This window comes from Vreelandella sp. ssv (assembly GCF_059448525.1).
Map to the genome: position 1 here is coordinate 1623527 of NZ_CM182545.1, position 18531 is coordinate 1642057.

The following is an 18531-nucleotide window of genomic DNA, read 5'->3' on the forward strand; positions in this document are numbered from 1 at the left end:
GGAATGAAGCGTCTTTTATGCCTTTTATTATTAAGCGTTTGGTCTCTCTCGTCATACGCCGCTCCTGCGCTGCAAGGCGATGTCATTGCTGACCTCAATGCCCTGCAAAGCCAGTTAACAGAGAGTCAGTCGCAAGAGGCCGCGTTGGCCCAAGTCGTTGAGCGTGCCACTGCTCAGGCTGAGCGGTTGGCATCTGGTAACCAATCGGATCAGTGGGCCAGTGCGCTCTATCAGCAGTTGGCAGCAGGTGCCATGGCGCGTCAGGATCAGCACGCTGCGGCAGCGGATCGGCTGGCGATTGCCCGTGGTTTAAGCGGTGTCGATAGCGCTCAAGCAGCCCGTTGGCTACGTGAGGAAGCCTCACTGCGCCGTGCTGCCGGTCAGCGTGATCAGGCCATTGAGTTACTCATTGAATGGTTAGCCAGTCAGCAAGATAGTGACACTACATGGCAGCTAACCCGCCTGCTGGCGCAGCAGGGGCGTTGGCAAGAAGCCGCTGACTGGCTTGAGCAGGCGCTTGATGAGACCCCAGAACTCAACGAAGCACAGCAGACGCTGGCGCTTGCTGTCTATCGTAATGCAGGGCAGGGCGAGCAGGCGTTGGGCTGGCTATTAGATGACTTGAATGCGCAAAGCGATGCTGCCGATTGGCGTCAGGCTGCCGGGCTTGCTCAGCAGGCCGGTCAGGCAGGGGTGGCTGCTGGACTGTGGGAAACGGCGTGGCAATTAGGAAAATTAACCGAGCAGGAAGATTTTTGGCTGTTGATTCAGCTGCATCTCGCTGGCGGAACCCCCGCTAGGGCGGCAGAGCATCTAGAGCGGGCGCTAAATGAGGGCGATATAGTCTTTGATGAGTCCCATTTGCGTTTGCTTGCCAATGCCTGGCGGCAGGCTAAAGACGTAGAGAAGGCCTTGAATGCTTGGCAGGCTTTGGCGCTGCATACTCAATCAGCCGTCGACTGGCGAACTTATGGCCAGCTGGCGTATGCCTGGGGAGAGAATGAGCAAGCGAAACGAGCCTTTGCTCGCGCCTCTTCGCTAGGTGACGAGGAGGCGGAGCAGTGGCTGGCCAGCTTTAACTAGAAAAGACTCGGTAGAAAAACTACGGCTTAAGCGTAAGAGCGAAATCACTCCATATAGGCGCGTGATCAGAGGGGCGTTCCATGCCACGTAGATCATAGTCGATACCTGCGGCAGTCACCTGATCGGCTAGCGCCTTCGTGACGAGAATGTAGTCGATACGCAGACCGCGCTTGGGCTCCTGGTTAAACCCTTTTGAGCGGTAGTCGAACCAGCTAAAGCGGTCATCGCTTTGCGGATAGCAGAGGCGATAGCTGTCGGTAAGCCCCCACGCTTTAATGCCTTCAAGCCATTCGCGTTCGATAGGTTGAAAGCTGGTCTTGCCTTCACGCAGCCAGCGTTTGCGGTTAGCGTCGCCGATACCAATGTCCTGATCTTCCGGCGAGATATTAAAGTCGCCCATGATCGCTAGCCGCTCGTCGGGACGGTGCTGCTCGTTGAGCAATCGCGCTAGCTGGCCATAAAAGCGTTCTTTATGGGGAAATTTGGTCGGGTGAGTAACGTTTTCACCCTGAGGAAAGTAGCCGTTCCATACCGTCACGGCTTCTCCATCCTCAGCGATCAGACGAACGCCGATCATGCGGCGCTGAGCGTCTTCCTCATCGTCGGGGAAACCGTAAAAAATCTCTTCGGGCGCCTGGCGGCACATTAATGCGACGCCATAATGGCCCTTCTGGCCATGGTAAAAGACGTGGTAGCCCATCGCTTCCACGTCGGCGAGCGGGAACTCGCTGTCCTGCACTTTGGTTTCCTGCAGCCCAATCACGTCTGGCTGCTGAGTGTCGATCAACGCCTGTAGCTGGTGAAGCCGTGCTCGGATGCCATTAATGTTGAACGAAACCAAACGCATTATGAATCGCTCCCCTTGGGGTTGTTGGATTCATTGCCTTTGTCAGGGTGAATAGCAATATCCTGCCCACTCTGCTGACGAGCGAGTTTTCTTACCGCCTGGAGCTTGCGCTGCTGCTGCTTTTTCGCTACAAAACGGCGCGAAGGGGCCACTTGGTCGGGATTGTCGTGGCGCCATTTTTTGTAATCTTTACGCCGGCCGGTACGGATTGTCACCTTATCAGCCAGTGAACGAGTTTTTTTCTTACGCGTCATGTCGCGCTCCTTACGTCGATTTGACGGTTATTCTAACAGGCCTTGGGACTCCTTCGACAGCAGGACGCGCTCTTATCGCCAAGCCCTGGTACAATGCGCACTTCGTGATGCCAACTTCCACAGCAATGGACAGATAGACAGCCTATGAGCGAGTCGGAACAGACCACAGCCCCGGCCCAGAATCGCAAGCCAAAACGTCGCCGCCGTAAACCGCGTCGTCGCCAGTCGAACTGGGATCTTCGTCAGTTTCAGGTGCCCGCCGTAGCCGGTAAGTGGCGCTTTCATGACTTTGATCTGCCGCTGACATTAATGCGCGCTATTCACGCCCAAGGGTTTGAATACTGCACACCTATTCAAGCCGAGGCCCTGCGCCAAACGCTATTAGGTGGTGATATTGTCGGTAAGGCGCAAACGGGAACCGGTAAAACCGCGGCCTTTTTGATCTCTGTGATGGCCTACTTCCTGGAAGAGCCAACACCCAATGGTCAAAAGCCGGGAGCACCGCGAGCGTTGATCATTGCGCCAACCCGCGAGCTGGCGCTGCAGATCGAAAAAGATGCTAAAGCGTTAGCACGATTTACACAGCTCAACGTGGCGAGTGTGGTCGGCGGTATGGACTATCAGAAGCAGCGTGAAAGCCTGGGTAGCAAGATCGATATTCTGGTGGCAACGCCGGGACGCTTGTTGGATTTCCATCAGAAGCGCGATATTGATCTCAGTGAAGTCGAGGTTTTGGTGTTAGATGAAGCCGACCGCATGTTGTCGATGGGCTTTATCCCCGATGTGAAGCGAATCATTCGCTACACACCGAAGAAAGAGGAGCGCCAGACTTTCCTCTTCTCGGCCACCTTTACCGACGATATCTTGAATCTCGCCAGTCAGTGGACGCTTGACCCTGCCCACGTTGAGATCGAAGTCACGGTTGAAAATCAGGCGGATATTGATCAGCGCGTTTACCTGGTCTCTGATGACGACAAGCAGCGCTTGCTGGTTAATTTGCTTCAGCAAGAGAGCTTCGAGCGTGTGATGGTCTTTGGTAACCGCCGTGATTTAGTTCGCAAACTTGACGACCTGCTCAAAAAAGCCGGTGTCAGTGCGGCGATGCTATCGGGCGACGTGCCTCAGAATCAGCGCATCAAAACCCTGGAAAGCTTCCGTGAAGGCGAGATTCAGGTGTTGGTCGCAACCGACGTCGCTGGTCGTGGGATTCACATTGAAGACGTCAGTCACGTCATCAACTACACCCTGCCGGAAGACCCGGAAGACTACGTTCACCGTATTGGTCGTACTGGTCGCGCCGGTGCAAAGGGTGTCTCGATTAGCTTCGTTGGCGAAGAGGATGCCTTCTCATTGCCGGAAATCGAACGCTATATCAACGACAAGCTTCCCTGCGTGCATCCGCCGGAAGGTATGCTCTAAGCCGCATGCTGGATAATGCCCTCAAAAGCGAGATTCAAGACGCTTACCGTCGCGTGGTGGACACCCTTGAACTGACCCCACGCTACGGTCAGCGCATGATGATCGCCGAAATCGCTCGAACCCTCGGCAATATTGTGAGCGACAGCGAAGGTAAGCGTACCAGCGATACCCATGTCTGTGTGCTTGAAGCGGGCACAGGGACGGGGAAAACGCTGGCTTATCTGATCGCCGCCTTGCCGATCGCGAAAGCGCGTGGCAAGCGACTGATTATTTCCACGGCCACGGTAGCTCTCCAGGAACAGGTGCTGAATCAGGATCTACCCTCGCTGGCCAGCCACAGCGGCATCCCCTTTCGCTACGCATTAGCCAAAGGGCGTGGTCGCTATGTGTGCGTGGCGCGTCTGGATCAGGCGCTCGAAGGCACTGAACCCAACCCGACGCTCTCGCTGTTTGAGCAGTCGCTGCAAACACAAAGTAGCGACTTCACCGTGATCGCCAGCGATATGGCGCAAGCTTACGGTCAGGGAGAATGGGAAGGGGATCGTGATAATTGGCCTGAGGCGATTGAAGATGCCCACTGGCGGCGGCTGACAGTGGATCATCGCCAGTGCACGGGGAGGCGCTGTGGGCACTTCGGTGCCTGCGCGTTTTTTCGTTCCCGCCGAGAGCTTGAAAACGCCGATGTGATCGTCGCCAACCACGACCTTGTGCTTGCTGACTTGGCCTTGGGCGGCGGCGCTATTCTGCCTGATCCGGCTGACTGCATCTTTGTGTTTGATGAAGGCCACCACCTGCCAGAGAAGGCGCTTTCCCACTTTGCCCACCGCTTTGCGGTGCACGGCTGCTTGCGTTGGCTAAAAACGCTGAGAAGCAGTTTGACTGACCTTCACCAGGCGCTGGCTATTCAGCCAACGGTGTCGCGGCTTTTAGTCAGCTTGCCTGAGCTAATTCATAACCTGGAGCCCGCGCTGGGCGACGTGTTTAGCATGGGGCATCAGTTAGCGGAGCGGCCAAATGGTTTGGCTGACGAAGAGGCTACCCATCAATCGCGTTTTGAGAAAGGCCAAGTGCCGGATGCTCTACGGGAGCAGGCGCAGCAGCTATTGGTGATGTTTGCCTCACTGTCGCGTTGCCTTGAGAGCATCAGCGATATTCTGCGCGAGAGCCTTGATCCTGATAAACAAACCGGCCTCGATCGTGAGCAGGCAGAAACCTGGTTACCGCTTGTTGCGTTGCTTCATGGGCGGGCATTGGAGGCGCATGCCTTGTGGCAAGCGTTCAGCGAGCAGGATGTTGCTAATGAGGCGCCCAGCGCTCGCTGGATTACCCTAAGCCGCGTAGCCGGCGAGCCTGAAGTTGAGTTTTCAGCTAGCCCCGTTTCAGCCGCGCATACCCTGGCCAAGCATTTATGGGGGCGTTGCCATGGGGCGGTAGTCACTTCGGCGACGTTGACCGCGCTCGGGCGCTTTGAGCGCCTGCAAGAGCGGGCCGGCTTGGCGAATCGCTACCGCTATCAGGCGCTGCCTAGTCCGTTTGATTACGCCAATGCGGTGCTGCGCGTACCCAAAGAGGCCACTGACCCTGGTGACAGGGACGCCCACGAGCTAGCGATTGTCACTTTTGTATCGCAGTTAGCCGACAAGGAAGCGGCGCTGGTGCTGTTCTCCTCCCGTGCCCAGCTGCGTGCGGTTGATAAAGCATTGCCCGCGAGTGTGAAAGAGCGTGTGCTTGCCCAGGATGCGCTGCCGAAGCGTGAGCTTATCGAGCGCCATCGGTCGGCGGTGGATAGGGGGGAGGGGAGTATTATCTTTGGCTTGGCGAGCTTTGCCGAGGGGATCGATCTTCCCGGCGACTATTTGACGCATGTGGTGATTACGCGGCTACCCTTTGCGGTACCCGATGACCCAGTGGGCGCTACGTTAGCGGAGTGGATAGAGAGCCAGGGGGGCAATGCGTTTATGCGCATTAGTGTACCTGATGCGTCTATCAAGCTGGTGCAGGCCTGCGGACGCTTGATTCGCAAGGAGAGTGATCGCGGGACGATCACCTTGCTGGATAAGCGGGTGATTACCCGCCGCTACGGACAAGCACTGCTGGACGCACTGCCGCCATTTCGACGCGAAATTAGTCGCTAAAAGGTAATAAAATAACCCCGCCGTAGCGGGGTTATTGAATTACTTGGCGATGCGCTTGGCCAGCGTGGCTGCTAGTTTATCGTTCATGCGGTTGAAGGTTTCCACCGTGGTGTCCCAATCGATGCAGGCATCGGTAATGGAGACGCCATACTTTAGCTGGCTTAGATCCTGCGGCAACTTTTGGTTGCCCCAACCAATATTGGATTCAACCATCAGGCCGATAATGGAGGTGTTGCCTTCCAAGATTTGGTTAGTCACGTTCTCCAGCACTAGCGGCTGTAGAGCAGCATCTTTGTTGGAATTGGCGTGAGAGCAGTCGATCATGATGTTAGGTGATAGTTTGGCTTTTTCTAGCTCTCTCTCGGACAGGGCAACGCTGACGCTATCGTAGTTGGGTTTGCCATTGCCGCCGCGCAACACAACGTGGCCATAGGCATTGCCGCGGGTACGGATAATCGCCACCTGACCTGCTTGGTTAATGCCCAGGAAATTGTGCGGGCTCGCCACGGACTGAAGTGCGTTGATCGCTACATCCAGGCTGCCGTCGGTACCGTTTTTAAACCCAACCGGGCATGAGAGGCCGGAAGCCATTTCACGGTGAGTTTGCGACTCGGTAGTGCGTGCGCCAATCGCTGACCAGCTAATGCAGTCTTGCAGGTACTGGGGCGAGATAGGGTCGAGTGCTTCGGTAGCGAGCGGTAAGCCCATCTCAGCCAGATCGACCAACAGTTTACGGGCGATATGTAGCCCCTCATCGATCTCAAAAGAGTCGTTAAGGTGTGGGTCGTTGATCAAGCCTTTCCAGCCGACTGTTGTGCGCGGTTTTTCAAAATAGACGCGCATCACAATATACAGGCTGTCGCTCACTTGGTCGGCGAGTTTGCGGAGGCGACGTGCATAATCAAGCGCTGCCTCCACATCGTGAATAGAGCAAGGGCCGACAACCACTAACAGTCGCGGATCGTTGCCATCCAAGATATTCTGAATGGTTTGACGGCCCTCGATGACCGTGCGCTCCGCCGCGTCGGTTAGCGGTACGGCGTTTTTGAGTGCTTCTGGCGTGGTGAGAACGTCTTGAGCGAGGACGTTAAGGTTATTAACCTGCTGTTCTGACATCTTGCTACCTGTGCTTGCGTGATGGCCGGAAAAGAAAGAGGGGCGATAAAAGTGGCACCTACTATCGCTTGTCAAGCGGGTAAAAATCAATTGCTGTGGAACTATAGAGGCATTAAAAGTGTCAGCCGCAGGGTTTTATAAAAGAGGAGCTAAGCGCTTGCTGGGCTGCATAGGACGCGTAACATTGGGCTCAATGTTGTTTTAGGGTCTTGTTCAAAAATGTTTTTCGAAAAGCCTATGACCGTAAATTCTGGACCGTTAAAAACTGGCTCGTAAAAAACTTGGTCGTTAAAAAAACGGTACCGATATAAAATGTCGCTTCGTTTTAAAACGTGGCTTCACCATAAACTGTAGCAACATACTCGGGCGATCAATTCGCTCTTTGTTTCACTCTATTTTTAATCAATGCCCAAGGGACGCTATGCTGCTCGCTGTGAACGCCCATTTGTCAGGGCTAATAGGAATGGAGCTCGGCGCACGCCGTACGAGCTGGAGGAGCGTGTGAATGAGCACTCGGGAAACAGACCAACAGCTTGTTGAACGTGCTCAAAAAGGCGATACACGCGCTTTTGATTTGCTGGTCAAAAAGTATCAGCACAAAATTATCGGCCTGATTGGCCGCTACGTTCATGATCACTCTGAAGTTCAGGATGTTGCCCAGGAAGCATTTATCAAGGCGTATCGCGCCTTGGGTAAGTTTCGTGCAGAGAGTGCGTTTTATACCTGGATGTATCGCATCGCCATTAATACCGCGAAAAATTATCTGGTCTCGCGAGGTAGGCGCCCCCCAGGCAGTGACCTGGATATAGTGGATGCTGAAATTCTCGATCAAAGCGGGCGGCTGGCAGACTCTGAGTCGCCAGAGGCGGCGATTGCAAGAGATCAGTTAGAGGCAGCCGTTTATCAGGCGATTGACAACCTGCCGGATGACCTGCGCACAGCGATTACTCTGCGTGAGCTTGACGGCCTGGCTTATGAAGATATTGCTCAGGTAATGCAGTGCCCAGTAGGTACCGTTCGTTCACGTATTTTCCGTGCCCGTGAGGCTGTCGATGAACATATCCGTCCGTTAGTGTCGACGGCAAGGAACAGTCGTGACGAATAGCGGTCACTAGTAGTAGGGCTGAGTGATCGCCTTGAAATGCCATCATAAAAAATCAAAGCTTTTACTTTTTTTGTGAACTGTCTGGCATGTTTAGCGTCATAAAAGCTGACAACCTTGATGAGCACATTTGATGTTTCGGTGTGCAAAGCGTCATGAGCTTAGCGTTGTAATCTGATTAATTTTTTCGCTTAATTATTTTACAACTGAGTCTTGGCTATGGAAGTCGTCGGTGCGGTGGCTCTTGTATTGCCATCGCGCTAGTACTTCTTTTAAACAGTGTGAGGGTGTGAAGTATGAGTCATAACACACGGGAATCACTTTCGGTGTTAATGGATGGCGAAAGTGACGAGCTAGAGCTTCGCCGAGTGTTGAAGGCACTACCTAATGATAACGATGCCGCCGACACATGGCGCCGTTATCACCTTGCTCGCAGCATGATGCAGCGTGAGAGAGGGGTTGACGTTAACGTTGATCTGTCTGCTGGCATTATGGCCCGATTGCGCGACGAACCTGCTCCCATGAGCCAAGGTTCAGAGCAAGTAGCTAATCGTGCTGGTGGAATTTCGTTTGCCCGTGGTGCCAGTGTTGCTGCGGCTGTTTCCTTGATGGTTATCACCGGTGTTCAGTTCTTTGGTAATGACGCTTCGGTTCGCCAGGGTGGTGATATTGCCACGGCCGCGCCCAGTGCCAACGAGGGTACTCAGGTTCAGCCCGTTAGTTTGGCCTCTCAGCCAGCAATGACTTCGCGCGCTGACATGCCGATGTTCGAGCCTACGCCGTTTCGCCTTAGCGGGCAGTCAGGACAAAGTGGCTTAATGAATATTAGTGAAGCGGGCTTCACAACGCAGACCCCTAGAGGTGTCACTGCTTCACAAGGCACTAACATTGATGTAGACCAGATTGGCATGTTGCAATCTTATTTAGAGCAACATACTCAGAGCGCGGCTTATGGCAGTGGCGATAGCTGGATGCCGTTAATGCGCTCTTCGGCGATCACTGAGCCATTAGGTCAGCGCTAAAACCGAGAGTTGTTCTTTATGATGACGCATGTCAGGGAGTAGGGAGTGCGCAAAATGATAGTTCCCTGGCGAGCGAAGTGCGGATGGGGGCTGGCGATAGTCGCTGGCATATTCTCACTTCAAGCGCATGCGCAGGATACTGACAAGCTTTCAGACAGTGATGCTGGCTATGAATGTACAGTGGCTCCCCAGGAGGCTCCTGATAGTGCGTCTGAGTGGCTTGAGTTAAGTTTGTGGGCTAGCCACTGTTACGCCTTTCAAGCAAGAGCGGTTGCTATTGATTCTGTCGGGGTGCGTACACTAGCGCTATCTCACCGTATTCGAGACGGCATACGTCAGCAAGTCGTACAATACCTAGATGGCCCCTCTGTCAGTATTGAGCGGCGCTCGCCAGTGGGTAGTTTGGCCTGGACCGAAGAAAGCCAGAGCGGTGGGTTACCTTCACCAGCGAAATGGGCTGCTCATTTAGGACAATATTATACCATTGAGTTTGAAAATGACGCACGAGTGGCTGGGCGCGACGCCGTTAAACTGATATTTGAGCCCCTCGATCAATGGCGTTTTTCGCATGTGTGGTGGCTAGATCGCGATACCGGCCTGTTGCTCAAACATGTACTTAATGATCAGCAGGGGCGGGTCATTGAAACCTTCCAAATCACCCAGCTTCAATCACCTCAAAAATACACCGGCATTGTACGTGTGAACACACCACCCAAGGTGAGTCTTAGCACTCCTTGGCATGGCACCTGGCTACCTGATGGCTTTGTGGCTCAGCCAGCTACCTATCCAGGTAATGATGTGCATCAGCGTGTTTATAGCGACGGCTTAGCTACTGTCAGTATCTTTGTGGAACGCCTTGGCGCTGATGAAACCACCGTGCTGAAGGAAGGTGTTCGGCAGTTAGGTGTTTCTGCCGTCGCTATTGAACACCACACGACCGCTGATGGGCGTTGGCAACTGGTAGCGATTGGTGAGCTGCCGGTAGTAACACTGCAGCGTATTGTTCGTTCTATTACGTTCGATCTGGTTCAAAATCAATCTCGGGAAAGTCGTGATGAGATTGAGAATTAGTGTTAATTATTTGTACATGGCGAGAAAATAAATGACGTCGCCCACCCCCGGTAACCCTTTGCTGCGCTCAGGAACCGTTATTGGCTATGCACCAGAGCAACTAATTGTCGAAATTTCAGCTCAAGAAAGCTGCAAGCAGTGTGCCCAGGGGCGAGGGTGTGGGGTCGGGTTATTAGCCCGTCGGCGCAGCCAGCGCATTGCTATAACACTGCCCGCCAATGACCAGAGCATCGAGAGAGGCTATCCACTAGGAAGCCAAGTCACGATAAGCCTGCCGCGTACCTCTGTTACGTTGCTGGCTTTTTTTGTTTATGCCTTACCTTTACTGCTGGCGATGTTGCTATCCGGCCTGGCCTCGCTCTTCAGTGTCTCGGTTTGGTTGGCGCCAATGCTTTTTTTTATCGCCTTGGTTGGCGGTGCTTTAAATGTTAAATACCTATTGCATGGGCGAAGGGAACGCTTTCGCCCGCGCTTGGTCAGTTAGTTCTCCAGCATCTCGCTGTGAGTGGTTGTCTACCTTCGATTAATATCACTTTATGTAGGAGCTCTTGCATGAAACGCATGATTCTCCCTTCCACGCTTTGGGTCTGTGTGGTGGCATTACTAACGTTTGGCCAAGCTGCCAGCGCTCAGGATTTGCCTGATTTCACCGCATTAGTTGAAGACGCTGCCCCTGGGGTGGTGAATATATCGACCAGTCGAACAGTTCAGCGCAGCAGCGCACCTGATTTCGGCGGTTTTGGTGGTCAGGAAATTCCCGAAATTTTCCGTCATTTCTTTGGCGATAGCTTTCCGGCACCTCCCGGTAATGGGCAGGGGCGTACGGAAGAACGGCAGTCTCTAGGCTCAGGGTTCGTCATTAGTGAAGATGGTTATGTCATGACCAACGCTCACGTTGTGCAAGATGCCGATGAGATCCTTGTGCGGCTTAACGATCGTCGTGAATTGAGCGCAGAAGTGGTGGGTAGCGATCCACAAACCGATGTGGCATTGCTCAAAATTGATGCAAATGACCTGCCTACGCTCAATCTAGGTGACTCTGATGAACTGAAAGTAGGCGAATGGGTGGCGGCTATTGGCTCGCCCTTCGGTTTTGATCATTCAGTGACTGCGGGCATTGTCAGTGCGATTAACCGTACTTTACCCCGCGATGCGTACGTACCGTTTATTCAGACCGATGTTGCGATCAACCCCGGTAATTCGGGTGGCCCGCTGTTTAATCTTGAAGGGGAAGTGGTCGGTATTAACTCCCAAATCTTTACTCGCAGTGGTGGTTTTATGGGAGTTTCGTTTGCCATTCCGATTAACGTTGCCATGGATGTTGCGGATCAGTTGCGGGAAGACGGTCGTGTTAACCGTGGCTGGCTAGGTGTCATGATTCAGCCTGTGTCACAAGATTTGGCTGAATCGTTTGGTATGGAAAATGCCATTGGAGCTTTGATCGCTGACCTTGACCCTGAAGGCCCAGCGGCCCAGGGCGGCCTTCAGGCTGGCGATGTCATTCTTGAAGTGAATGGCGAAGAGGTTGAGCGCTCTAGCACCCTTCCGCGTTTAATTGGTCGCGGCGCACCTGGCACTGAGATAGAGCTCACCTTAATGCGCGATGGTGAAGAGATGACCGAGTCGGTCGAATTAGGTAGTTGGCCCGATGCTGAACTGCAGCAAGAACAAGCCTCCAGCAACAACCATAACCGTTTGGGCGTAATGGTGGCTGAGATTGATGATGAAATGCGCCAGCAACTGAACATTCCGGGTGGCGTTGAGGTTAGCCAAGTAGAGCCAGACAGCGTAGCCGCTAATGCGGGAATTCTACCTGGGGATGTGCTGGTGAGCATTGATCATCGAAGCGTTTCCTCTTCAGAAGAGCTCGTGAGCATTGTTGAAGAGCTGCCTACTGACCGTGCTATCCCAGTACGTCTGTTCCGCGATGGACGTTCACTATTCGTCGCACTGCGTTTGGAATAACCCTCCTATTTTTACTCCTGGTCCGGCGGTTCTCGCCGGACCGCTGTTCCTAGCCTGCGCATATCGCTACAATGGCGAATATCTTTTTGTCGAAAATGGCCCTTATGTTCTAACGGCAGCTGTTTTCGAGCTTTGAACTCTCGAAGCGGCCTGCTATTGCGGCCGTTTGCGTACCACAAAGGCAGAACAGACTCGATGTCCCAAGACGTTCCCAACGGAAAGCTTAAGCACATACGTAATTTTTCTATTATTGCCCATATTGATCACGGTAAATCGACGCTCTCTGATCGTTTGATCCAGACCTGTGAAGGGTTAACCGAGCGTGAGCTTAAAGAGCAAGTGCTCGACTCCATGGACATCGAGCGCGAGCGTGGTATTACCATCAAGGCCCAGTCGGTGACGCTGGATTATACGGCTGCCGATGGTCAGGTTTATCAGCTCAACTTTATCGATACGCCGGGCCATGTTGATTTCTCTTACGAAGTGTCGCGTTCGCTCTATGCCTGTGAAGGTGCTCTGCTGGTAGTCGATGCAGCGCAAGGGGTGGAAGCCCAATCGGTGGCCAACTGCTATACCGCGATCGAACAAGGCCTGGAAGTTCTGCCGGTGCTTAACAAAATCGATTTGCCTCAAGCTGATTGCGACAAGGTTTCACAGGAAATCGAGGAAATTATCGGCCTTGATGCTACCGATGCCTGCCGGGTATCGGCTAAAAGCGGTATTGGAATTGACGCCCTGCTTGAGCGCTTGGTGCGTGATATTCCGCCGCCCAAAGGCGATCCGGATGCACCCTTACAAGCGCTGATTATCGACTCCTGGTTTGATAACTATCTCGGCGTAGTCTCGCTGGTTCGTCTGTTTGATGGAACGCTGCGCAAAGGCGATAAGATCCGTATTAAATCGACGGGCCGCGATTGGGGTACCACGGAAGTGGGCATTTTTACCCCCCAGCGTAAACAGACCAATATCCTGCGTGCCGGTGAAGTTGGTTTTATTGTCGCGGGCATTAAGGAAATTCACGGGGCGCCGGTGGGCGATACGATTACCCACACTAAAACCCCTGATGTCGCGCGTTTGCCTGGTTTCCAAAAAGTGAAGCCACAGGTTTATGCCGGTATGTTCCCGGTGAGTGCTGATGACTACGAAGACTTCCGCGATGCACTAGAAAAACTGGCGCTTAACGATGCTTCGCTTGAATATGTGCCAGAGAACTCCGACGCTCTTGGCTTTGGTTTCCGTGTGGGTTTTCTTGGCACGCTACACATGGAGATTGTCCAGGAGCGCCTAGAGCGTGAGTATGATATTGACCTGCTTACCACCGCGCCAACGGTGGTTTATGAATTAGCCATGAAAAATGGCGACGTTGAGTACGTTTCCAACCCCTCCAAGCTGCCCGATATGGCCGACGTAGATGAAATGCGCGAGCCGGTTGTCCGCGCCAGCATCTTGGTCCCCCAGGAGTACGTCGGCAACGTTATTACCGAGTGTGAACAGCGTCGTGGTACACAGCGGGATATGCAGTTCTTGGGCAACCAGATTCAACTTGCCTACGAACTGCCGATGTCCGAAGTCGTCATGGACTTCTTCGATCGCCTGAAATCTATCTCGAAAGGGTATGCATCGCTTGAATACAACTTCGAGCGCTTTGAAGAGGCCAAATTGGTGCGTTTAGACGTACTCATTAACGGCGATAAAGTCGATGCGTTAGCTGTCATTATCCACCGCGACCATGCCCATAGTCGAGGCCGTTTGCTGGTGGAAAAAATGAAAGAGCTGATTCCCCGGCAAATGTTTGACGTGGCCATCCAGGCGGCTATCGGTGGCCAAGTGGTGGCACGCTCAACGGTGAAGGCATTACGTAAAAATGTCACGGCCAAGTGTTATGGCGGCGATGTCAGCCGTAAGAAAAAACTGCTCGAGAAACAGAAAGCGGGTAAGAAACGCATGAAACAAGTGGGGCGTGTGGAAATTCCCCAAGATGCCTTCCTTGCTGTGCTCAAGGTTAACGACTAGGAACGAACGCCACTCATGGATTTTTCATTACTGCTGGTACTTGCCGTTGCGCTCTCGGGCGTTATTTATTTATTGGATGTGCTGTTGCTCAAGCCCAAACGCCGCCAGCGATTCGCTGCAGCGGAGGCCAATGCTCATGAGGGGCTTGACCCGGCTACCAGCGAAAAGCTGCTCAAAGAGCCTTGGCCGGTTGACTACGCACGTTCGTTTTTTCCAGTGCTATTGGTAGTGCTGATAGTGCGTAGCTTCATCATCGAGCCCTTCCAGATTCCGTCGGGCTCAATGCGGCCGACACTTGAAGTAGGCGACTTTATTTTGGTAAATAAATTTGCCTACGGTTTACGTTTGCCGGTAGTGAATACCCGTTTCATCGAAATAGATGATCCTGAACGCGGTGATGTGATGGTGTTTCGTTTCCCAGATGAGCCTTCGGTGAATTTCATCAAGCGTGTGGTAGGTATGCCTGGTGATCGTATCCGTTATGAAGGTAAGCAGCTCTACGTTAACGGTGAGCCGGTCGCTAAAGAGTTGATCGAAGAGGGCCCCGATGGCTCGCCCCAGCAGCTACTGTTAGAAGAACGCCTTGGCGACGCCGAGCACTTTATTTATAACAACCCGCGAGACCCTGGCCCGCAAATGCGTGAAGTGGAAGTGCCTGAAGGGCACTATTTCATGATGGGTGACAACCGCGACCACTCCAATGACAGCCGCTATTGGGGATTTGTGCCCGAAGAGAATATTGTCGGTCGTGCATTTGCAGTGTGGATGCATTGGGATGGCGGATTGCCGAGTTTTACCAGTGTGCGTCATATTGAATGAAGTCCCTGTTTAAATTGTGCTTAGGCAGTTATGCCACTTTAGTTAACGTCAATGACGTAGGAGAGCTGTGAGTAATTCCTTGAACGCTTTTTGCCGACGAATCGGCCATACCTTTGGCGACGATACGCTATTGGAATTGGCCTTGACCCATCGCAGCTTCGGTGGTCGTAACAATGAGCGCCTGGAATTTCTGGGTGACTCCATTGTCAACTTCGTCATCGCCGAGGCGCTGTTTCAGCGCTTTCCCCAGGCTCGTGAAGGGCAGCTTTCGCGTCTTCGTGCGAGATTAGTCAAAGGCCAAACATTGGCTGAGCTGGCCCGGGAAATGGAGTTTGGCGAATGCCTGCGGCTCGGCTCTGGCGAGATGAAAAGCGGCGGCCATCGTCGTGAATCGATTTTGGCGGATGCGGTTGAAGCCATTATTGGCGGCATCTACCTGGATGCTGGCATGGACGTGGTGCGTGACCGTGTGCTGGATTGGTATGCTGAAAGGCTGGAAAATATCTCGTTACAAGATACCCAAAAAGATCCCAAAACGCGGTTGCAGGAATTTCTGCAATCGCGTCAAGCCGCTTTGCCGCGGTATGAAGTTGTCTGCGTAAAGGGTGAGGCGCATGCCCAGACCTTTACCGTGGAGTGCTACATAGACCTGTTGGTTGAGCATACCACTGGTAAAGGCCCTAGCCGCCGTCATGCTGAACAGCAAGCGGCAGAAGAAGCGCTGTCGTACCTCGAAAAAAGCCCTGGAGACAAGTCATGAGCCAAACCTGCGGATTCGTTGCCATCGTTGGCCGACCCAACGTGGGCAAATCAACCCTCATGAACCGTATACTGGGGCAGAAAATATCGATTACCTCGCGTCGTCCGCAAACGACACGCCATCAGGTAATGGGTATTAAAACCGTTGACGAAACACAGTTTATCTATGTCGATACCCCAGGCATGCACATCATGTCCAAGGATCGCAATAAGGCGATTAACCGCTTTATGAACCAGGCCGCTACCCAGGCTCTGCGCGATGTCGATTGTGTGGTGTTTATTATTGACCGTACCCGCTGGACAGAAGAAGACCAGGCCGTGTTGAAGCGCCTGGAGCACGTTAAAGCGCCGATCATTCTAGCGGTCAATAAAGTCGACCGTTTAGGCGAAAAGGGCGATTTGCTGCCTTGGCTAGCGGATGTCGGCGCTCGCCGCGACTTCGCCGCCATCGTGCCGATTTCAGCTAAGCACGGCACTCAGGTAGATACCTTGGAAGAGGAGGTGGCCAAACACCTTCCTGAAAGCGTTCACTTCTTCCCTGAAGACCAGATTACCGATAAAAGTCTGCGTTTTATGGCAGCTGAACTGGTACGTGAAAAGGTCATGCGCCAGTTGGGTGATGAACTTCCTTATCAGATGACCGTTGAAATTGAAGAGTTCCGCGAGACTGAGCGTGTGACGCATATCAGTGCGCTCATCCTGGTCGAGCGTCAGGGTCAAAAAGTGATTTTGATTGGTGAAAACGGTGATCGACTTAAAAGCATTGGTCGCGAAGCGCGCCTGGATATGGAGCGCGCGCTAGGCACTAAGGTCATGCTCAATCTATGGGTGAAAGTCAAACGCGGCTGGTCGGATGACGAGCGTGCCCTGAAAAGCCTGGGTTACGACCTCGATTGAGTGTAGCGATGGCGCCTGAGCCGGCTTTTTTACTTCATCGGCGGCCTTACCGTGAAACCAGTGCATTGGTGGATCTATTAACGCTTGATTACGGTAGGGTGCGTGCCGTTGCCCATGGAGGTCAGCGGCCTGGCTCAAAATCGCGACAGCGTTTGCAGCCTTTCACACCGCTGTTCGTAAGTTGGCAAGGCAGTCGTGATTTAAAACGGCTTACGCTAATGGAATCACGCGGGCAAACAGCGCTATTAGCGGGGGAAGGCTTACTTTGTGGGCTCTACGCCAATGAGATTGCCACCCGGCTACTGCCGTTAGAACTGCCAGCGCCTGACGTCTTCGCGTTTTATACTGCGCTACTCGAAGCACTGCCAGCGCCCGCGGAACGGGCATTGGCGCTGCGCCGCTATGAGTGGGCGCTGCTAGAAGCGCTTGAGGCAACTCCGCAGTTTACGACGCCAGAGGGTGGCGTGTTGGATCCCCAGCTCCGCTATCGTTTTGACGCCGCAAGCCGGGCGTTTATCCCTGCTGATCGTGGGCTTGATGGCAGAACGCTGCGCTACATTGAACAGGGTGATTGGCAGCACGAAGGTCTTGCCAATGCATTGAAGGCGGTGATGCGTGCGGCGCTGGCGCCGCACCTGGGGTCCACCGTCTTGCGCTCGCGGGAACTGATGCTTGATTTGGCTCGCCGCCGCCATCGCCCTTAATTTTTTTGAATGTTCTGTTCACTCACTCTTATTTTCTCGCTGCGTTGGAGGCAACATGCATCCCCCTCGGATTCTGTTAGGCGTCAATATTGACCACATTGCGACACTTCGCCAAGCCCGCGGCACCCGCTACCCTGACCCTGTTCAAGCCGCGCTGGTGGCTGAAGAGGCGGGCGCTGATGGCATTACGGTGCATTTGCGTGAAGACCGTCGTCATATTCAGCCTCGAGATATACATATCCTGGCCGAAGTCCTCAATACGCGCATGAATCTGGAAATGGCGGTTACCGAAGAGATGCTGGCGCTGGCTGAGGAAGTGCGCCCAGCGCACGTTTGCCTGGTGCCCGAAAAGCGTGAAGAACTCACCACCGAAGGTGGTCTCGATGTGGTCGGCGGCTTTGACGCTATTGCCAGCGCCTGCCAGCGGCTGAGCGCAGCGGGCTGTGACGTATCTCTGTTTATCGATCCTGACCTAGCGCAGATCGATGCTGCCCAGCGCGCCGGGGCCCCGACCATAGAACTACACACGGGCGCTTACGCAGAAGCTCGTCCCGGTAGCGATGCCGCGAACGCGGAGTATCACCGCTTAACCGCCGCTGCTACCCACGCGATTTCACTGGGGCTGGTCGTCAACGCCGGCCACGGCCTGCACTACCACAACGTGGAGGCGATTGCGGCGCTGCCGGGCGTTAACGAACTCAATATTGGTCATGCCATTATTGCCCGTGCGCTGTTTGTGGGCCTGAAAGAGGCCGTGCAGGAGATGAAACGTCTGATTATCGCTGGTCAGGAGGCGGGATTGATGGCGGCTCTCGATGCCCACGATCATGAGCATGCAGAAGACCATGTGCATGATGGCTGTTGCGGGCACTAATTAGAGGTTTCTATTCAGAGGTTTTTTTAGGCGATGATTGTGGGAATTGGCTCGGATATTGCCCGCGTTGAGCGCTTTGCACGGGCCGTGCAGCGGCATGGTCCTCGCTTTGCTCAGCGTATTTTAGGTCCTCACGAGCATGCGCTGTGGTTGCAAAAGTCGCAGCCCGTGGCATTTCTAGCCAAGCGCTTTGCTGCTAAAGAGGCGTTCGTTAAAGCGTTAGGGCTAGGCCTTCGCGAAGGAATGCAGTGGGGCAATATTCAGGTGCTAAACGATGCCTTGGGCAAGCCATATTTTCTGCTTGATGGTGAAGCAGAACGGCTGCTTCAAGCGGCAGGTGTCACGGCCAGTCATGTCACCTTGAGCGATGAGGCCGAATATGCCGTTGCCTTTGTGGTGTTGGAACGCTAATAGCTCAGCATTTCTCACATGACTAATGGCACGGCCATGA

General features: G+C 53.7%; 18 protein-coding genes. 15 read left to right on the top strand and 3 right to left on the bottom strand.

What is annotated here, in order from left to right; genetic code table 11:
* The first annotated feature begins 3 nt into the window (after nucleotides 1–3).
* The gene (locus AC5TBW_RS07440) at nucleotides 4–1083 is read left to right on the top strand and encodes a hypothetical protein (protein ID WP_495511443.1); all 1080 of its coding nucleotides are present in this window, start codon (nucleotides 4–6) and stop codon (nucleotides 1081–1083) included.
* A 19-nt stretch (nucleotides 1084–1102) separates the two neighbouring features.
* On the opposite strand, the gene xthA is transcribed toward AC5TBW_RS07440, so the two are convergent.
* Both xthA and AC5TBW_RS07450 read right to left on the bottom strand, forming a co-directional pair.
* Nucleotides 1103–1930, bottom strand: coding sequence for an exodeoxyribonuclease III (gene xthA, locus AC5TBW_RS07445; RefSeq protein ID WP_495511444.1), 828 nt, complete (start codon nucleotides 1928–1930; stop codon nucleotides 1103–1105).
* Nucleotides 1930–2184 carry a hypothetical protein gene (locus AC5TBW_RS07450; protein WP_008956775.1) on the bottom strand — a complete coding sequence of 85 codons (255 nt, stop codon included), beginning with the start codon at nucleotides 2182–2184 and terminating at the stop codon, nucleotides 1930–1932. Before AC5TBW_RS07450 ends, xthA begins: the two co-directional genes overlap by 1 nt.
* 144 nt (nucleotides 2185–2328) lie before the next feature.
* Between AC5TBW_RS07450 and rhlB the strand changes: the two genes are divergently transcribed.
* Both rhlB and dinG read left to right on the top strand, forming a co-directional pair.
* Nucleotides 2329–3603 carry an ATP-dependent RNA helicase RhlB gene (rhlB, locus tag AC5TBW_RS07455; protein WP_495511445.1) on the top strand — a complete coding sequence of 425 codons (1275 nt, stop codon included), beginning with the start codon at nucleotides 2329–2331 and terminating at the stop codon, nucleotides 3601–3603.
* 5 nt (nucleotides 3604–3608) lie between these two features.
* Nucleotides 3609–5738 (top strand): ATP-dependent DNA helicase DinG, encoded by a 2130-nt coding sequence (gene dinG, locus AC5TBW_RS07460; RefSeq protein ID WP_495511446.1) that lies wholly within the window; start codon nucleotides 3609–3611, stop codon nucleotides 5736–5738.
* 39 nt (nucleotides 5739–5777) lie between these two features.
* Here dinG and AC5TBW_RS07465 read toward each other — a convergent pair whose 3' ends face one another.
* Nucleotides 5778–6854 carry a 3-deoxy-7-phosphoheptulonate synthase gene (locus AC5TBW_RS07465; protein WP_495511447.1) on the bottom strand — a complete coding sequence of 359 codons (1077 nt, stop codon included), beginning with the start codon at nucleotides 6852–6854 and terminating at the stop codon, nucleotides 5778–5780.
* 505 nt (nucleotides 6855–7359) lie between these two features.
* On the opposite strand from AC5TBW_RS07465, the gene rpoE reads away from it, so the two are divergent.
* The 12 genes from rpoE (at nucleotide 7360) to acpS (ending at nucleotide 18491) form a co-directional block, all read left to right on the top strand.
* Complete coding sequence (rpoE, locus tag AC5TBW_RS07470; protein WP_495511448.1) at nucleotides 7360–7959, top strand: RNA polymerase sigma factor RpoE; 600 nt, start codon at nucleotides 7360–7362, stop codon at nucleotides 7957–7959.
* A gap of 293 nt (nucleotides 7960–8252) precedes the next feature.
* Nucleotides 8253–8978 (top strand): sigma-E factor negative regulatory protein, encoded by a 726-nt coding sequence (locus tag AC5TBW_RS07475; RefSeq protein ID WP_495511449.1) that lies wholly within the window; start codon nucleotides 8253–8255, stop codon nucleotides 8976–8978.
* 54 nt (nucleotides 8979–9032) lie between these two features.
* The gene (locus AC5TBW_RS07480) at nucleotides 9033–10049 is read left to right on the top strand and encodes a MucB/RseB C-terminal domain-containing protein (protein WP_495511450.1); all 1017 of its coding nucleotides are present in this window, start codon (nucleotides 9033–9035) and stop codon (nucleotides 10047–10049) included.
* A 31-nt stretch (nucleotides 10050–10080) separates the two neighbouring features.
* Entirely contained in the window at nucleotides 10081–10533 is a 453-nt protein-coding gene (locus AC5TBW_RS07485) for a SoxR reducing system RseC family protein (RefSeq protein ID WP_495511451.1), read from the top strand.
* A 68-nt stretch (nucleotides 10534–10601) separates the two neighbouring features.
* Complete coding sequence (locus AC5TBW_RS07490) at nucleotides 10602–12014, top strand: DegQ family serine endoprotease (RefSeq protein WP_495511452.1); 1413 nt, start codon at nucleotides 10602–10604, stop codon at nucleotides 12012–12014.
* A gap of 195 nt (nucleotides 12015–12209) precedes the next feature.
* Nucleotides 12210–14027 carry a translation elongation factor 4 gene (gene lepA, locus AC5TBW_RS07495; RefSeq protein WP_495511453.1) on the top strand — a complete coding sequence of 606 codons (1818 nt, stop codon included), beginning with the start codon at nucleotides 12210–12212 and terminating at the stop codon, nucleotides 14025–14027.
* Nucleotides 14028–14042: 15 nt separating this feature from the next.
* On the top strand, nucleotides 14043–14846 hold the full coding sequence (gene lepB, locus AC5TBW_RS07500) for a signal peptidase I (RefSeq protein WP_495511454.1): 804 nt from the start codon (nucleotides 14043–14045) through the stop codon (nucleotides 14844–14846).
* A gap of 67 nt (nucleotides 14847–14913) precedes the next feature.
* On the top strand, nucleotides 14914–15606 hold the full coding sequence (rnc, locus tag AC5TBW_RS07505; RefSeq protein WP_495511455.1) for a ribonuclease III: 693 nt from the start codon (nucleotides 14914–14916) through the stop codon (nucleotides 15604–15606).
* Nucleotides 15603–16502, top strand: a complete 900-nt coding sequence (gene era / locus AC5TBW_RS07510; RefSeq protein ID WP_240716589.1) for a GTPase Era — start codon at nucleotides 15603–15605, stop codon at nucleotides 16500–16502. Before rnc ends, era begins: the two co-directional genes overlap by 4 nt.
* Nucleotides 16503–16510: 8 nt before the next feature.
* Entirely contained in the window at nucleotides 16511–17206 is a 696-nt protein-coding gene (gene recO, locus AC5TBW_RS07515) for a DNA repair protein RecO (RefSeq protein ID WP_495511456.1), read from the top strand.
* A gap of 55 nt (nucleotides 17207–17261) precedes the next feature.
* Entirely contained in the window at nucleotides 17262–18080 is an 819-nt protein-coding gene (gene pdxJ, locus AC5TBW_RS07520) for a pyridoxine 5'-phosphate synthase (protein WP_495511457.1), read from the top strand.
* A gap of 33 nt (nucleotides 18081–18113) precedes the next feature.
* On the top strand, nucleotides 18114–18491 hold the full coding sequence (acpS, locus tag AC5TBW_RS07525) for a holo-ACP synthase (protein WP_495511458.1): 378 nt from the start codon (nucleotides 18114–18116) through the stop codon (nucleotides 18489–18491).
* Nucleotides 18492–18531 lie beyond the last annotated feature (40 nt).

Coding starts and splice junctions, on each gene's coding strand:
- AC5TBW_RS07440 (WP_495511443.1), top strand. CDS start 4: ATGAAGCGTCTTTTATGCCTTTTATTATTAAGCGTTTGGTCTCTCTCG.
- xthA (WP_495511444.1), bottom strand. CDS start 1,930: ATGCGTTTGGTTTCGTTCAACATTAATGGCATCCGAGCACGGCTTCAC.
- AC5TBW_RS07450 (WP_008956775.1), bottom strand. CDS start 2,184: ATGACGCGTAAGAAAAAAACTCGTTCACTGGCTGATAAGGTGACAATC.
- rhlB (WP_495511445.1), top strand. CDS start 2,329: ATGAGCGAGTCGGAACAGACCACAGCCCCGGCCCAGAATCGCAAGCCA.
- dinG (WP_495511446.1), top strand. CDS start 3,609: ATGCTGGATAATGCCCTCAAAAGCGAGATTCAAGACGCTTACCGTCGC.
- AC5TBW_RS07465 (WP_495511447.1), bottom strand. CDS start 6,854: ATGTCAGAACAGCAGGTTAATAACCTTAACGTCCTCGCTCAAGACGTT.
- rpoE (WP_495511448.1), top strand. CDS start 7,360: ATGAGCACTCGGGAAACAGACCAACAGCTTGTTGAACGTGCTCAAAAA.
- AC5TBW_RS07475 (WP_495511449.1), top strand. CDS start 8,253: ATGAGTCATAACACACGGGAATCACTTTCGGTGTTAATGGATGGCGAA.
- AC5TBW_RS07480 (WP_495511450.1), top strand. CDS start 9,033: ATGATAGTTCCCTGGCGAGCGAAGTGCGGATGGGGGCTGGCGATAGTC.
- AC5TBW_RS07485 (WP_495511451.1), top strand. CDS start 10,081: ATGACGTCGCCCACCCCCGGTAACCCTTTGCTGCGCTCAGGAACCGTT.
- AC5TBW_RS07490 (WP_495511452.1), top strand. CDS start 10,602: ATGAAACGCATGATTCTCCCTTCCACGCTTTGGGTCTGTGTGGTGGCA.
- lepA (WP_495511453.1), top strand. CDS start 12,210: ATGTCCCAAGACGTTCCCAACGGAAAGCTTAAGCACATACGTAATTTT.
- lepB (WP_495511454.1), top strand. CDS start 14,043: ATGGATTTTTCATTACTGCTGGTACTTGCCGTTGCGCTCTCGGGCGTT.
- era (WP_240716589.1), top strand. CDS start 15,603: ATGAGCCAAACCTGCGGATTCGTTGCCATCGTTGGCCGACCCAACGTG.
- recO (WP_495511456.1), top strand. CDS start 16,511: ATGGCGCCTGAGCCGGCTTTTTTACTTCATCGGCGGCCTTACCGTGAA.
- pdxJ (WP_495511457.1), top strand. CDS start 17,262: ATGCATCCCCCTCGGATTCTGTTAGGCGTCAATATTGACCACATTGCG.
- acpS (WP_495511458.1), top strand. CDS start 18,114: ATGATTGTGGGAATTGGCTCGGATATTGCCCGCGTTGAGCGCTTTGCA.